Genomic DNA, 15,421 nt, shown 5'->3' on the forward strand with positions numbered 1-15,421 from the left:
AAAATGCTGGTTCAGCGAGAATTTATAAGCTTATAGACAAGGCTTTGTTTTGTAGATCTAGTGGCTCTAAATCAAGAAACAATAACGCTGTATATGAGCTTAGAAAACTCGCCCTTCGGGAGGGTGTCAGCCCATTCACTCCTTCGTTGAAGCTTTTTGAAAGGGAATGCCATTCCTGCAAACCTTCGCCTTGCATTGAATGCGCTGACAACCCTCTGAATCCTGCATATTGAGGTAGTTTGGGTATAATCAAACGTTATTTGGCTTTGGGTTGAACAAACTTACGACTATTATCGACAATCGCGACATCCCGAATAAAGTTCACCCCGAGCACAATTCCTTTACCGGCAGTCAGTGCAAATTCTGTTAGCTCATTAAGTTCACCTAGCTTCGCTCTAAGCTTAACAACCGCTTGGCGTGTATCTCTTTGTTTTGATTTCAGCCAGCGTTCTACAGGTAACTCTACCTCTTGGCCTCCAGCATTGAATTTCACCCAATCCTTGCCATCCCTCTCAAATGCCTGAACATTAGAAACACCGATCGATGAAAGTGATTTACCATCATCAACTTTGGCACGAATATGCTGCTGGGCTTGGGAGATCCATAACCACTCTTCGCTACCTAAGATCAGCTTACCGTCATCGGTTTTAGTGACGACTGGCTGAGGCATTGGTTCAGGCTTCACTTCAGGTTGAGGCAGTGGCTCTGGAGTAGGAACAGGGACTACGACAGGGTTTTCTGGCTCAACAACCGGTGGTGTAACAGGTTGCTCAATATTACCACCGACAACTTCAGGATCTGGTGTTGGCTCTGTTTTCTGCCCTGACTGCTGAGCACAACCCGCAAGTAATAATAGCGCAATATATACAGCCGACTTTCTCATCAAATTCATCCCTACAACTTCAAGTTACGCAATACGACCAAACACTTATAAATATCGTTTTAACAACTAGGTTATTTATAACATAGTATGCGCGATCGTTGGCAACATCCAAAATGATTTGCCAGATTGCAAGTTTAAATCACAGCATTAATGGAAGACAGAGCCGAAATCAGCTTTTGCTGTTTGCTCAAACTGTACCAGCTTATTTTGGATCCACGCTTCATCATACCATCCCATGTTTCGGCTGTGTTTGGCATCATCCCACAAGCTTAGGTACCAGCGTCGTATCTCGAACCCTGGTTGTAATGACACTTCTTGCTGATAACGCTCTGCTAGCTGAAATTCTGGCCTCACATCAAATAGATGAAAAATATCCATTTCCCTGTGTTTAAAACCAACATCGCAAGGGTCAAGTATGGCTGTTACTTCAAAAGACTTGGGATCAACCAGGATATTTCCGACATGACAGTCATCATGGATCAAAGAGGATTCAGAAGAAGCGGTGGATAATATGACGTCCTTCATTGTCCATAATGACTCATAGGCTCGCTTTTGGGCTGGTGTGAATGGAGAGACTTCACTGACTATATAGCGATATACAGTACCCATCCAATGCGTAAAGGCCTGAGATAAGTTTGCCTCGAACTGGCCATTATCCAGTTCGAAGCCTTGCGGGTTATTCATTTCATGCAAAGTATGCAAGAGCTCAAGGTAACCGTCGGAAAAACGTTTGATGGCAATAGGATCGTTCGGGATCTGGTGGGCTGATATTCCCTCTAGCCACTCCAACATAATGAAGTCGTAACCTTCCTCTCGACCAAAGTACAACACCTGTGGCACTGGGCATGGTAAAGCCTGATGAAGGCGTTCGAGGCCTTTGATCTCTTTTGCTAGCCTTCCTATTTCACGAGAGAACTTTACCACCACCTTGGCGTTATCCGAGGCTAGAAAAACTACCCACCCATAAAATGTTTCTTGAATTTCACTGACTTGCGGAGCCTGTCGAAACATAGTCTTATAACTAAATTCAGCAATCCTTTTTAGCTGCAATCTATTCAATCTGGCTTCCTTTTTTCACTCAATAACTTCTTTTATCCCTAACGTTACGGCAATGATTTTATATGAATAATTGTTAACCTTAACTGGGTATACCATACCCTTTTAGAAGCAATTTTGCGGCCATCATAATCAATTATGAGTTCAAACTCTCATAAAAAAGCCCGAGCAATGAAATAGCTCAGGCTTTTAGTTATTGGATAGCAATTCCAAGTATTTCAGCCAACTCTTCAAGTTGCTGCTCTGAATCAAGGCGAAGGGACCAATTTACACCAGAGCCCATTGCTGTGATCACATTTGCACCTCTACCAAGCAGTGTAATGTCATCCACTGTCGCTTGTAATGATACTCGTGATGCACCGTCTAGCCGAACCACAACTTCGTGCTGGTTTGCAATTATACGCCCCGTAGAGAACACTATTGTCATTTTTCCGCCTTCTTATGCTTCATTACTGCAATCGTCAAGCGACTGGTACACACCATACGGCCACGCGGATCCTTAATATCGATTTGCCAAACTTGAGTGGTGGCTCCTAAATGAACAGGCGACGCTGTGCCGATAACATGGCCGCTGCGCATGGCACGAAGGTGATTGGCATTGATATCAAGTCCAACACAATATTTGCCATCATCAACACACATGTTAGCTGCCAGCGAGCCGAGCGTTTCAGCCAGCACTACAGATGCGCCGCCATGAAGCATGCCCAACGGCTGGTGAGTTTTTGATTCGACAGGCATTACGGCAGACAAGCTGTTGTCATCGAACGCCGAATACTCAATACCCAAGTGTTCAACTAGCGTATTTACCGAAGTCTCATTTAAACTTTCAAGAGTGAAGGATTTTTTCCAAATACTCATCACGTTATCCGTACAAACTCATTTGGAGAGAATGATACATCAACTGTATAATTCCGCTATTGCGGTTTATACATTAAATGAAAGGAGTCTTTGATGAATCGCTTTCAACCTATTGCTTTAGCAGGCTTAATCGCCTCTACAATAGTACTTTCAGCTTGCAGCAGCTCTCCGACCGGCAGGCAACAAGTATTATTGTTCTCTGAACAGGACATGTCTCAATTGGGGGCACAATCATTTGATGCGCTCAAAGAGCAAGAAAAAATCCATACCGGCAAGAAAACGAACCAGTATGTGCAGTGTGTGACGGATGCATTAACAACCCGCTTAGGTGGCCAACAAGCAGTTAGCCAATGGGAAGTCGTGGTGTTTGACAGCGAGCAGGTTAACGCCTATGCCCTTCCCGGCGGTAAAATTGGTGTGTATACCGGGCTATTAAACGTCGCGACCAATCAAGATCAGTTGGCAACAGTGATTGGCCATGAAATTGGCCATGTTCTAGCCCAGCACAGTAACGAACGATTATCTCGGACCCAACTTGCGAACATGGGCATGCAAATAACCAGTGCAGCAATGGGTGGCGCTGAGTATCATGATGCTGCCATGGCTGGCCTAGGGCTCGGCGTGCAATATGGCGTTCTTATGCCTTATGGCCGTGCACAAGAATCTGAGTCAGACATTATTGGTTTGAGGCTAATGGCCGAGGCAGGCTTTGACCCTTACGAGAGTATCAACCTGTGGAAGAACATGGCGAAAGCTGCCGGTGGTAATCAACCTCCTGAGTTATTATCGACTCACCCATCTCATTCAACCCGTATTGATGATCTAAGGGCAGAGATTGCCAAACTACCTAATTACAACACGCCTAGACCACAATGTAACATTTAGAAATGAGCACCCTCTGGGTGCTTTTTTCATCGAATGAAGCCAGGATGTACTGCATACTATGCTCCCGAAAAAAGATTAAAGACCCGATGAATCTAGATACCAAATGGCTTGAAGATTTTCTCATGCTCGCCGAAACACAGCATTTTTCACGAGCCGCAGAAGCCCGACACATTACACAACCCGCATTTGGCCGTCATATCCGAGCGCTTGAAAAAGCAGTCGGCCACTCCCTTATTGATAGAACTACAACACCAGTGAGTCTGACACCAGCAGGGAGGCAGTTCAGAACTATAGCGCAGAATATGGTGTCACAGATGGAGGAAGGCGTTAGGGTGCTAAATGGTATTGAACAGCCACTACCAAATCCAATCAGAATCGCGACACCCCATTCATTATCATCGCCAACTTTGCTGGACTTAACTGACTTCATCACTATTGAGCACGATCTGCACTTTTCTATCGATATTTTACGTGTCGACTTTGCAGTTGAATCGCTAACCCAATCAAATTGTGATTTCTTACTGGGCTTCGAGATCCTATCCTTGCTTCAACCACCGTTTCATAACCTGTGCATTGGCCACGGCGATTTTTTACTGGTTTCACTCCCAGATGGATCCGGTAATGCGTTGTACAACCCTCTTGAGAGTAACTGCCCAATCCTTAGATATAGTGCGGAGTCTTACAGTGCAAGGCTTATAGAACAGTACCATCCACAACTTGAAGCCCTCAATACTTACCCAGTTTTTGAGAGTTCAATGTGTCAGTTACACAAAGACATGGCTTTAAGAGGAAAAGGCTTAGCTTGGATACCCGATACCATGATCCGCCAAGAGCTTGATTCTGGTAAATTAGTCGCCATTGCACCGGAACGTTACAGACTCCCTTACCAAATACGCTTATATCGGAACTCAGCGCCTTTACGCCAAGATGCCCAGCGCCTTTGGGACTACCTCAGCCACAGCATTCAGAATGGATGGCAAATTAATCGCCCATGGCACTCAATAAACTAAATGTCCATTAAAGCCAATTTCGGTATCAGGTTATAACCTAGTGCCGAATCGGCACTAGCATACCAATATTTGCATTTCACTTTATCTTGTAACAGGTAGATACTCGCACTCAAGGCAAACGTTTGCGCGCTTTTTTGAGGCAATGAGGTATCTGTGAAATCCACTCCCATAACACTCTCTGAGTTTTATCACCGCTTTCCAAAAGCGGATCTCCATTATCACCTCTTGGGCGGTGTTCGACTTGCAACCATGTTGTCACTGGCTGAAAAATACCAAGTCGAATTAACAGAGCATGACGCCAAAGCGTATTATCGCGCGCACCAGCAAGAAACCGGTATCGTTAAAGGGGGAATCGAAGCTCTGACCTTTCTTTACCAATTGATGCAAGAGCCATGCGATTATGCTCGGGTGTTACGAGAAGTGGCAGAAGATGCCCATGCTTGTGGTGTAAAATATATAGAGACCTTCTGGAATCCCTCAGACACAGAATTAAGCTATCTCGCTGTCACAACGGCATTGACTGATGCGATTGATGAAGCCTATCAACAAATGGGGATCATTATTCGGTTAATCCCTTCCATCAACCGCGAAAAATCGCCGGAAGAGGCGGTTGCCATGGTCAATGAGATGATCGCCCATCCCCATCCGTATGTGCTTGGTGTTGGTATTGACTACAAGGAACATAATGCGCCGGTTGAGAACTTCTGGAAAGCTTACCGTATCGCCAAAAAACAAGGTTACAAGCTCACAGCTCATTGCTCAGAATTTGGCCTACACTGGCGCAACGTAGAAACAGGTATAGAGTTGATCGAAGTTGATCGTATTGATCACGGATATTCCATTATCGACAACCCACTTCTGACCAAAGAGTATGCAGAAAAAGGTATCCCCTTTACTGTCATTCCATCGAATACCTTCTTTTTCAAGCAGTGGCCTGAACACCAACAATGGTGTGAACACCACCCGATAAGGGCGATGGCAAAAGCTGGCATGAATATCATTCCTTGTACTGATGACTGGCATATCCACAACACCACCAGTGCTAACTGTTACAGGGTAATGGTTGAAGATTTTGGCTTCGACCTAGGCAGCTTGAAACAGATGATAATAAACAGCATTGAAGCTTGTTGGATGCCTACTGAGGTGAAAATGCAGTGGCTAGCAGAATGGGTCGACGAGTTTGATACTTTGAGAACCAATTTAGTTGCTGAACCCGTTATCGCACCAGAAATGAAAATTTGCTACCGACGTTAAGTCAGATCACGAATATTAAAAAGACATGTAGAGGGAATCCATGGAAACTGTAGCTGACAAACCAGCTCTTAGCATTGCTAAGTGGTTTGACTTTAAAGGCAACAACACTAACTTAAAAACCGAGATCATCGCAGGCCTGACAACCTTCGCCACCATGGCTTACATGGTCGCCGTTGTACCAGGAATGATGAGCAAAGGCGGCATCCCGTTTGAGAGTGCGCTAACAGTCACGGTATTGATGACCGTTATCACTACAATTGCCATGGCGCTATATACCAATCGCCCCTTTGTATTGGGTCCAGGGCTTGGTAGTGTGGCAATTTTCTCTTTCACCCTCCTGGGTAACGATGTGCCCCTGAGTATTGCTGCCGGCATTGTATTTATTAGTGGCGTGCTGTTTATGCTGGTCTCTTTTCTTGGTGTTAGAGACTTTGTGGTTCGCATCATTCCACATAGTGTCAAAGTCTCGGTTGGTGTTGGTATTGGCCTTTTTATTGCTCTGCTTGGTTTTAAGCAGGCTGGTATTGTTATTGCCGATCCCCGTAAGAATGTATTGGTTTTCGGTGAGTTGGCTTCTATTGAAGTGATTACGGCTATCTTGGGCTTTTTCATGGTGCTGTTTTTCGTATCAAGGAAAATTCAAGGCGGGATCATTATAGCTGTGATTCTTACGACGCTTCTTAGCCTACCTTTAGGAATTACTTCTATTCCTGATAACTTTTTCAGTATGCCTGGCAGTATCGATAACATGACTTTCCAGCTTGATGTCATTGGTGCTCTAAGTCCGGTTTATCTACCCTTCTTGCTTGCCTTTTTCATTCCGGACTTCTTCTCAACCCTGGGGGCTATGCTAGGTATTGGTGCACAAGCGGGGTATTTGGATAAAAACGGTAACCTTCCAGGTATCGAGAAAAACTTCCACGTCGATTCCAGTGCCACCACCTTCGGTGCACTATTCTCCTGCCCAGTAATGACAACATACGTCGAGAGCTCGGCTGGAGTAGAGTCAGGAGGCCGAACAGGTTTTACCGCCTTGGTGACTGCCGCCTGCTTTTGCTTGACATTATTCCTTGCCCCTTTGGCAGGCATGATCCCAACTGTCGCAACGGCGCCCGTATTAATGTATATCGGTATCGCCATGATGGGTTCGATGAAAAAAATCAATTACGATGATATTACCGAATACCTACCAGCATTTGTCTGCGTTGTCATGAGTGTATTCAGCTTCAATGCCGGCAATGGTATTGCAGCCGCTATGCTGGTATACGCCTTCCTAAAGCTTGCGACTGGACGCTATAAAGAAGATCATTGGTCAGTATATTTAATCGCATCTTCAATGATTTACTACTTCTATATTATTTCCGCTCACTAAGTGGAGATGATAAAAGACCGGCAGTTTGCCGGTCTTTTTTGTTTCATATCAGACGCAAAGCTTATTGTTTTAATTCTTCAAACTTATCACTGAGCTCACTTGCAGTATCCGATGCTTTGTCAGACACATCTTCAAATACATCCTGAACTTCTTCAAACGAGCGCGAATCGGTAAGATCCTCAATTTGATCTTTATACGTCACGCCAATGTAAATCCCAAAACCAACGAGTGCCAGTATAATGTATTTCAGCATTTCAATTATTCTCTTCGCAAACCGAATGTATGAGGCATATACCCTACCTCTTTAAAAATAGTCTCTATGAATGAAAAACAGCTTCCGAAGAAGCTGTTTTGGTGGGTAATTACCGATTAACGCACCAAACAGATAAGAGACTTACCCAACAACCATTCAAGCTCTTTTTGGCTTTCTTCTCCAAAACGCTCAATGCAGAGGCTATATAGCCTATCGATACCGAGCTTGGCAAATTCACTGGTTGTTTCTGATGATGCGATGTGATGGAAGAGCAGGCGTAGCGTCGCCTTGAACTTCTCATCATCCAATGCTGAAATCCAGCTAGTCGAAAAACCTGCCAAGCCGTTGTCGAGATCGAGTTTTTCAACAAATAACCGAAAAATACGGCCATCCAGCGCGGTCGCAAAATCTTGCTTTTTGGGGAAATGATGGCTGATACCCGTACGAGAGATCCCGGTTTGCTTGCTTAAAGTGGTATAAGACATTTTGTCGTATCCTAACGTCAAAATTTGATCCACCACCGCATCCATAATTGTTTGGATGGTAATTTCAGTATCTTCTTTACTACGCTTCGGCATAATACGTTGACTCTATGATTCTCAATGATCACTCATAAACCCGCCGAAATCCTACGCGGGCTCCGTAACCATCTAAGCAAATATATTGAATCCCCATTGGTAACACTTTACATAAATAACAAGTCACACAATACGGGATATCGTTCCGTTAATCGATAATATTACCGTTTAGCAGCCAGTTTCAAGTCATTAAATGTCATGAAATGAAAAATTAATGCTTCAGTCATCAGCTAGCTCTTCACTATTCTTTATGAACCGCTGAATATGAAACACTTATCAAAACTTTCCATTTGGTTATTATCATTAATTAGAACTTCCGACCATTTAACATATCATTAACACTGTAAGACTCTAGAGTCACTGCAAAAAATTGGCACTATTGTAATAGAAACAGGAATTTATGAACAGGACATAAACAGTAAAAAAATTGTACACCTGTTTGAATTTTGTTCTATTTTAATCTTTGAAAACTAATTATTTTTTGCAGCTTTACCTACGTTTCAAGACATTTTAAAACCCGTTTAAAGCAAATAACTACTTGACCAAACAGTGAAAACAGCATTATTTTAACAAAAACATAACACGGAAGGATCGAAGTATGACTCTACCTCTGCAATCGGATCGCTTAAGGGATACACTGATGACTCAACCACTGCCAACTGAAATGATTCTAAAATGGGCAGAAGAACGCGCAGATGATGTGTATCTTCGCCAGATCATCAATCGACAATTTGTGGATTTTACTTATGCAGAGGTTGCTGACAAAGCGCTTCGCCTTGTAAGCGCTCTGCGTGCCCAAGGATTCAAACCTGGTGATCGCATCGCTCTGATGTCAAAAAACTGTGCGGAATGGTTTATTACCGATCTTGCGCTGATGTTAGGTAGCTATATCAGCGTGCCTATTTTCCCTACCGCGGGACCTGAAACCATTGAGCACTGTCTAACTCACAGTGAATCAAAAGCCGTGCTTGTGGGCAAGCTTGATGATAGTAAGGCAGCACTGTCAGTCATGGAGAAGCACCCGGAAATCTTGTCCATTGCCTTCAACTACCCTTCAGCACCAAAGTGTAACCACGATTTCAATACCCTGCTATCTCAGCACGAACCCTCTGAAGAACGCCCTAACCATCAGCAAGATGACCTAATGTCTATTGTGTATACCTCGGGTACTTCAGGGCTACCTAAAGGTGCCATGCTGAGTTATGGCTCATTCGCTTGGGCAGCCCAGCGCCTTGTTGACCACATTGGTATGCAAGAAGATGAACGCCTGTTCTCCTACTTACCTTTGGCGCATATTACTGAACGAGTCTACATCTTTGGCTCTTCAGTGATGTCTGGCATCCAGGTGGCTTTCCCTGAGTCCCTCGATACCTTTATTGACGATGTCAAAATGCATCGCCCTACCTTGTTTATTTCAGTACCGCGTTTATGGACGCTTTTCCAGCAGCGAATTTTGGATAAACTACCACAGGCGAAACTGAATCTGTTACTGAAAATCCCATTCATTTCTGGTGTTATCAAGCGCAAGCTTGCTGATGGTCTTGGCCTAAACAAAGCGCGTGTCCTGGGTTGTGGCTCAGCACCGGTTTCGCCAGCCCTACTTCGTTGGTACGAAAATATCGGGCTCAACATTACCGAAGCCTGGGGAATGACAGAAAGCTTTGCCTACAGCACGCTAAACCACCCATTCCGCAGCGATAAAATCGGTACGGTAGGTAATGCTGGACCTGGCGTTGAAATCAAAATTTCTGCTGATGACGAGATTTTGGTTCGTGGTATGGGGCTCTTCTCTGGCTACTACAAAAACGAAGATGCGACCAAAGAGATGTTCGATGAAGAAGGTTGGCTTCACACTGGGGACATCGGCTTTATGGATGAGGATGGTTACCTGACTATCCAGGGCCGTAAAAACGACACCTTCAAAACAGCCAAAGGTAAGTTCGTTTCACCGGTTCCTATTGAGAAACGTATCTTCGAGTTAGCCAATATTGAAATGATGTGTGTTGTTGGCTCGGGCATGCCAGCGCCAATCTTGCTTGCTGTGCCTCATGATTTCCCCAACTTTGACCGTGAACGTTATACCCGTACTGCAGAGAAGGTACTCAATACCCTTAACCAAGAGCTTGAATCTCACGCCAAGATAAAAGGTGTGCTAATGATTAAAGACCCTTGGAGTATTGAAAACGGCATTCTAACACCAACGCTCAAAATCAAGCGTCACCTGCTTGAGAAGAAATACCATGATATTGGTGCTAACTGGCCGAAAGATCAGCTTGTGCAATGGGAAGAGTAATCGTCATTAATTTTAGATAAACTAGCCCCCGCATTTTGCGGGGGCTTTCTTTTTATGAGTCTTTTCACAAGGAAGTTAGAGCTTGTAGCGCTGAACTTCCTTCTCTAGTTGGCCAGCTAACTCTTTCAAGGATTCTGCTTGACGAGCAGCTTCCATGGCTTCTTGCGCCATTTGGTTTGCCACTTCCTGCACCCCTTCCGTATTGCGACTAATTTCAGCCGTCACACTCGATTGCTCTTCGGCAGCAGAAGCAATCTGCGTCGCCATATCGCTAATCACATTAATTTCACTCGCAATACTGTTGATGCTCTCACCTGCCGCATCAACATCTTGTACGCTGGTATCCGCGAGTTGATGACTATCATTCATCACCGTCACGGCATTATGCGTCGTCGACTGAAGTGTCTCTATCATGGTTTGAATTTCTTCTGTCGAGGTATGTGTACGCTGTGAAAGAACACGGACTTCATCAGCAACAACGGCAAAGCCGCGCCCTTGCTCACCAGCACGTGCCGCCTCAATGGCCGCATTGAGCGCAAGAAGGTTAGTTTGTTCCGCAATATCACGAATGGTCGATAGAATGGTGCTGATCTTCAGGGCGTGCTCGTTAAGATCTTCAATAATGGATGCAGCATTCGTAACTTCATTGGCTAAATTGCCGATAGACTGCTGGCTTTGCCCGACTTGGCGGTGGCCGCTACCTGCCAAGGATACGGCTTGTTCAGCCGTCTTCGCCGTATTCTCGGCATTCCCTGCGATTTCTTGGGTAGCACTCGCCATCTCAGTCACAGCGGTGGCAACCATGGTAATTTCATCCTGCTGTTGGCGAATATTGTGGCTACGCTGAGTAGACGCCGTGGCAGCATCTGCTGCATTGCGGTTCAGTTCCATCGCAATGTCTCGCAGTTTTGTGGCCATCACATGCTGATGCGAAACAAACTGGTTGAAATTATCAGCCAACTGCCCGACTTCATCTTGGCTGTTCACCGGAATACGGGCTGTCAGATCACCTTCACCATGCGCAATATCCGCTAATGCAGCAGATACTTTTTTCAGTTCACTCAGTTGTTTTGTCAGCAACAAGCTAATTAAACCACAGACAACTACAAGAATAACCAAACCAATCAACAGCTCATCGAAAAGCATGTCACGAATTGGGGCTTCAAGCACTGACTTATCCATCACCATGACCAACGCCCAACCTGAATTAGGCACATCGTGAATAGCCACCGCACGCTCACGACCATCAAAGTCACTCAGGAAGAAGCCATTGCCGTGCATCTCGTTACGCAGCGACTGTACGTTAAGACCCAATTCTGAAATAGGCTTAAGCTGCATATCTTCATTTGGATGAGCAACCACAACCTGATTGCCCATATCCAGCAACATGGCATAGCCTTCACCCAACACCGGGATATTCAATACATCACGCATCAAATCGCCAAGTGCTAAATCAGCACCAACCACACCTTGCAATTGACCGCCCTGCATAACCGGCTCAGCCAAAGTCACAACCAGAGTTTGCATGGTATGACTCATGTAAGGTGCCGTGACAACCTCAGCTCTAGCTGCTGACGCTTCTTTGTACCATCCCCTTTCACGAGGGTCATAGCCCGCTCGATTCAATGACGGATCTTGGCGATGCATGTCACCTTGTTGGTTTCCATAAAAACTCAGGCTAAAATCACCAGAAATATGCATTTGCTTTAAATGCTCAACAATATCTGGCGTGTTATTGGTTGCCATCGTGGATACCACTGCTTTCACAGCCGCTTGTTTGTTTTCAAGCCAATCACCAATACCTTTTGTTACGGCAACCGATGTATTTCGACTTTCACTTTCAATCGACTGCCAAGCTTGGTTTTTCATTGACTGATAGGAGAAACCGCCCAAGGCAATAGCGGTAATAGAAATAGCGACAAAACTCGACAGTAAAAGTTTTGTTTTTAAGGATAACTGCATGACTTCCCTTTATCTCGAAACAAAATTGGTGCGATTATAGTGTGTGGCACGAATTAAATTCATGATCTACCACTAAAATATCTGACTTTATTCAATGAATATCATGCTTGTATGCATAGATACTCTTAGTGGGGCATTTTTACCTATAACGACCAATTCCTTGTAATATTCAAGAAATTCAAAACATTTTATTGGCCTTGGCACATACTATGTAAAATCAATCCACTATATTCATTTTCGGTTCACGTACAATCAGTTACAATTCAATGTATGAATAGAAAAAGCAAGTACATATCCCTTTTGTCTCTTCTCTTCATTGCTTCTTCAGCGCTTGCAAACGTTGAACTGGAAATAGAAGAGGATCACGACGATGTCATGCGAGCTGTTCAGCAAGGGCTGGTACAGCCATTCTCATCTTTAAAATCCAAAGTCAGCGAACAACTCCATGGCCGCATTATCCGCGTCGAACTAGAAGAAGACGATGACATTTGGATCTATGAATTAAAGCTTATTGACCCCAACAATAATATTGTCAAAGTGGAGTATGACGCCCAGACGTTGACCATTCTTGAGATAAAAGGCCGGGGTCTTGAAAATATTATCAAGGTAGAACAATGAAAATACTCGTCGTTGAAGATGAACAAACCTTGGGCGAACAGATTGTTGCAGGTTTAGAACAAAGTGGCTGGATAGCCGAGCTTTCCTGTGATGGCATTGATGCCCTGTACCGTGCTACCTCAGAGCCTTGGGACGGCATCGTCCTCGATTTAGGCTTACCAAAATTAGATGGCCTTACCGTTTTAAAAGGTATTCGCGATGAAAATGTCACTTGCCCGGTCATTATCCTCAGCGCCAGAAATGAACTGACCCAACGGGTTGAAGGTCTCAACGCCGGTGCTGATGACTATCTCACCAAACCCTTCCAGATGATTGAGCTGGTCGCTCGCTTGCGTGCGCAAGTTCGCCGCTCCACCGGCAACGCCTCTCCGGTGATACAAATCGGCGGTTTGAGCTTAGATACCCGTACCTCGAAGGTGATGCACAACGGTGAAAGCATCGATCTCACCGCGCTTGAATTCAAAGTGCTCTCCTACATGATGCACAATGCAGATAAAGTCATCTCCCGTACTGAGTTGGTTGAGCATATTTACAAGCAAGACTTTGACCGTGATTCCAATACTATAGAGGTTTTCATCGGTCGTATTCGACGTAAGATCGGTGGAGATGTCATTAAAACTGTAAGAGGGCTTGGATACCGTATCAATGCAGATTAAAGCACCACAGACACCTCTACCTAGCCTGCGCAGCCGCTTGCTTATTGCTGCGGCTGTTTGGTTATTGGGCATCACCCTTGCTGCCGGTTACCTGATGCCATCCTTTATCAAAACATATCTTGTGGATCAGGAAAAACACCAGCTATATATCTACCTCGATGAGTTAACAGCGCAAATCGATACAGACAGCGATGGCAATGTCATTTCGCCCAAGCCTTTATCTAACCCTCGCTTCCAGCAACCTTATAGTGGTCTTTACTGGAGCCTGAATGTGGCAGATACGGAGCTTCGTTCTCGCTCGTTATGGGACACCCGTATTTCAGGGGATGAAGAGTCAGGCTTTGTGGGTCCAGACAAACAATCTCTGATTGTTTTAACGCGAGATATTCTTCTTCCTGATCTCGATGTTCCTGTTACTCTTACCGTAGCGATTAACCAAGAAAGATTGCTAAAAACCCTAACTCAACTCACTAGCGGCCTTTGGTTAATTCTGCTAATCATGGCTGGCGGCATACTTTGTTTGATTTGGCTTCAAGTTAGCTGGTCTTTATGGCCCCTTCGCCGACTACAGAAAAACCTCAAACAAGTTCGTGAAGGCGAAACGTCTGAGTTGAGTGGGGTTTATCCCGCCGAAATACGCCCTGTCGTCGACGATTTGAATGCCCTTCTTTTCCACTATCAAGAAATCTTGGAGCGGGCCCGTAATCACGCAGGCAACTTGTCACATGCACTGAAGACACCGATAGCGGTATTGAATAACGAGGTTGCCCATCTGAACGAGCAAGAGCAATTACGTCTTCAGCCTTCACTTCAGCAATTACAACAACACATAGACTATCATCTTGGTCGTGCGAGAATGGCGGGAGCAACAAACATCTTGTCCGCTAAGACGGCACCATCACCACGTGTTGATGCCATTTCGATGGCGATGGATAAAGTCTACGCAAATCGCGGTGTTGTGCTTGTTAACGAGCTAGACAGCGATTTATTTGTGGCTATCGAGAAACGCGATCTCGATGAGATCATCGGTAACTTGATTGAGAACAGTTACAAGTGGGCGAAAAGCCTTATTCGGGTCCACCAGCTTGAACAAACCAATGACACCGTAGTGCTAGCGATTGAAGATGATGGCCCTGGTATTGAAGATGGCGCTTACCAAAGTGCCCTCAAGCGCGGAGTCAGACTCGATGAGACGACACCGGGTACGGGCTTGGGATTGAATATAGTGAATGAGCTCGCACACAGTTATCGCGGTGAACTAACTCTTAACAGAAGCCAACTTGGCGGGTTGAGAGCGTCGATTACACTGCCGAAACCAAGGCAATGAACCTCAAAACAAATCCTCGCATAATTTGACGTACTAGTGGGCAATCACTACCAATTGCCCACTAATTCAACCTGTCTAGGCAGGCCAGAAAGTTAGGTTAACGATCCTGACAATCACACCCAGCACCAACGCAGCAACACCCAGCCTATACCATTTGAACTCTGCGGCCGACATACCAATGCGGTTGTAAAACATCTTCAACACACCCGTCCAATCACTGGTGCGGCGGCCATATAAAATGATCCCGTTACCGACTAGGATTAAGCCAGCCAAAATCAATACATATTCAGCCACTGTCATTGATACCTGCAGCATGGTGTACTCCCTTTTTCATCATCTACACTCTGATTTAATGCCATTAACGACAAATGCTCAATTAGACCATGGTAGAGGGTCAGGCTTTCTTAAAGCTTCCT

General features: G+C 44.9%; 16 protein-coding genes. 8 read left to right on the forward strand and 8 right to left on the reverse strand.

The annotated features are described in order from the left end of the window. Positions 1-256: 256 nt before the first annotated feature. The 4 genes from R2X38_RS01755 to R2X38_RS01770 all read right to left on the reverse strand — a co-directional run bounded on the left by R2X38_RS01755 (position 257) and on the right by R2X38_RS01770 (position 2,797). On the reverse strand, positions 257-883 hold the full coding sequence (locus tag R2X38_RS01755) for a RimK/LysX family protein (protein ID WP_317520295.1): 627 nt from the start codon (positions 881-883) through the stop codon (positions 257-259). Between the two features lie 147 nt (positions 884-1,030). Continuing rightward, positions 1,031-1,942 carry a phosphotransferase gene (locus R2X38_RS01760; protein WP_317520297.1) on the reverse strand — a complete coding sequence of 304 codons (912 nt, stop codon included), beginning with the start codon at positions 1,940-1,942 and terminating at the stop codon, positions 1,031-1,033. 190 nt (positions 1,943-2,132) lie between these two features. After that, positions 2,133-2,366: a DUF3389 domain-containing protein gene (locus R2X38_RS01765; RefSeq protein ID WP_317520298.1), complete on the reverse strand. Its 234-nt coding sequence runs from the start codon at positions 2,364-2,366 to the stop codon at positions 2,133-2,135. Continuing rightward, a complete protein-coding gene (locus tag R2X38_RS01770; protein ID WP_317520299.1) occupies positions 2,363-2,797 on the reverse strand; it encodes a hotdog fold thioesterase in 435 nt (144 codons plus the stop codon). Before R2X38_RS01770 ends, R2X38_RS01765 begins: the two co-directional genes overlap by 4 nt. 93 nt (positions 2,798-2,890) lie before the next feature. Here R2X38_RS01770 and R2X38_RS01775 point away from each other — a divergent pair, with 93 nt between their 5' ends. The 4 genes from R2X38_RS01775 to R2X38_RS01790 all read left to right on the forward strand — a co-directional run bounded on the left by R2X38_RS01775 (position 2,891) and on the right by R2X38_RS01790 (position 7,318). Next, positions 2,891-3,682 carry a M48 family metallopeptidase gene (locus R2X38_RS01775; protein ID WP_317520300.1) on the forward strand — a complete coding sequence of 264 codons (792 nt, stop codon included), beginning with the start codon at positions 2,891-2,893 and terminating at the stop codon, positions 3,680-3,682. Between the two features lie 86 nt (positions 3,683-3,768). Beyond that, positions 3,769-4,692: a LysR family transcriptional regulator gene (locus R2X38_RS01780; protein WP_317520301.1), complete on the forward strand. Its 924-nt coding sequence runs from the start codon at positions 3,769-3,771 to the stop codon at positions 4,690-4,692. 153 nt (positions 4,693-4,845) lie between these two features. Then, positions 4,846-5,946, forward strand: a complete 1,101-nt coding sequence (locus R2X38_RS01785; RefSeq protein WP_317520302.1) for an adenosine deaminase — start codon at positions 4,846-4,848, stop codon at positions 5,944-5,946. 40 nt (positions 5,947-5,986) lie between these two features. After that, positions 5,987-7,318, forward strand: coding sequence for an NCS2 family permease (locus R2X38_RS01790; RefSeq protein WP_317520304.1), 1,332 nt, complete (start codon positions 5,987-5,989; stop codon positions 7,316-7,318). A 61-nt stretch (positions 7,319-7,379) separates the two neighbouring features. Here the strand turns inward: R2X38_RS01790 and R2X38_RS01795 are convergent, their stop codons facing one another. Together R2X38_RS01795 and R2X38_RS01800 are read right to left on the reverse strand one after the other, a co-directional pair. Next, complete coding sequence (locus R2X38_RS01795; RefSeq protein WP_317520306.1) at positions 7,380-7,571, reverse strand: YtxH domain-containing protein; 192 nt, start codon at positions 7,569-7,571, stop codon at positions 7,380-7,382. 116 nt (positions 7,572-7,687) lie between these two features. Next, positions 7,688-8,149, reverse strand: coding sequence for a TetR/AcrR family transcriptional regulator (locus R2X38_RS01800; RefSeq protein WP_317520307.1), 462 nt, complete (start codon positions 8,147-8,149; stop codon positions 7,688-7,690). Positions 8,150-8,747: 598 nt separating this feature from the next. Here R2X38_RS01800 and R2X38_RS01805 point away from each other — a divergent pair. Continuing rightward, entirely contained in the window at positions 8,748-10,442 is a 1,695-nt protein-coding gene (locus R2X38_RS01805; protein WP_411184432.1) for an AMP-binding protein, read from the forward strand. Positions 10,443-10,517: 75 nt separating this feature from the next. On the opposite strand, the gene R2X38_RS01810 is transcribed toward R2X38_RS01805, so the two are convergent. Further along, positions 10,518-12,404: a methyl-accepting chemotaxis protein gene (locus R2X38_RS01810; protein ID WP_317520308.1), complete on the reverse strand. Its 1,887-nt coding sequence runs from the start codon at positions 12,402-12,404 to the stop codon at positions 10,518-10,520. Between the two features lie 270 nt (positions 12,405-12,674). Here R2X38_RS01810 and R2X38_RS01815 point away from each other — a divergent pair, with 270 nt between their 5' ends. Genes R2X38_RS01815 through R2X38_RS01825 form a run of 3 tightly spaced genes read left to right on the forward strand, consistent with a single transcriptional unit; the run spans position 12,675 to position 15,005 of the window. Next, a complete protein-coding gene (locus tag R2X38_RS01815; RefSeq protein WP_317520309.1) occupies positions 12,675-13,022 on the forward strand; it encodes a PepSY domain-containing protein in 348 nt (115 codons plus the stop codon). Further along, a complete protein-coding gene (locus tag R2X38_RS01820; RefSeq protein ID WP_317520310.1) occupies positions 13,019-13,678 on the forward strand; it encodes a response regulator transcription factor in 660 nt (219 codons plus the stop codon). The genes R2X38_RS01815 and R2X38_RS01820 overlap by 4 nt, the downstream gene beginning before the upstream one ends. Beyond that, on the forward strand, positions 13,668-15,005 hold the full coding sequence (locus R2X38_RS01825) for an ATP-binding protein (protein WP_317520311.1): 1,338 nt from the start codon (positions 13,668-13,670) through the stop codon (positions 15,003-15,005). The genes R2X38_RS01820 and R2X38_RS01825 overlap by 11 nt, the downstream gene beginning before the upstream one ends. 75 nt (positions 15,006-15,080) lie before the next feature. Here the strand turns inward: R2X38_RS01825 and R2X38_RS01830 are convergent, their stop codons facing one another. Continuing rightward, positions 15,081-15,320, reverse strand: a complete 240-nt coding sequence (locus R2X38_RS01830) for a hypothetical protein (RefSeq protein WP_317520312.1) — start codon at positions 15,318-15,320, stop codon at positions 15,081-15,083. Positions 15,321-15,421 lie beyond the last annotated feature (101 nt).

Origin of the sequence: Photobacterium rosenbergii, assembly GCF_033022775.1 — a bacterium.
Taxonomy (GTDB): domain Bacteria; phylum Pseudomonadota; class Gammaproteobacteria; order Enterobacterales; family Vibrionaceae; genus Photobacterium; species Photobacterium rosenbergii_A.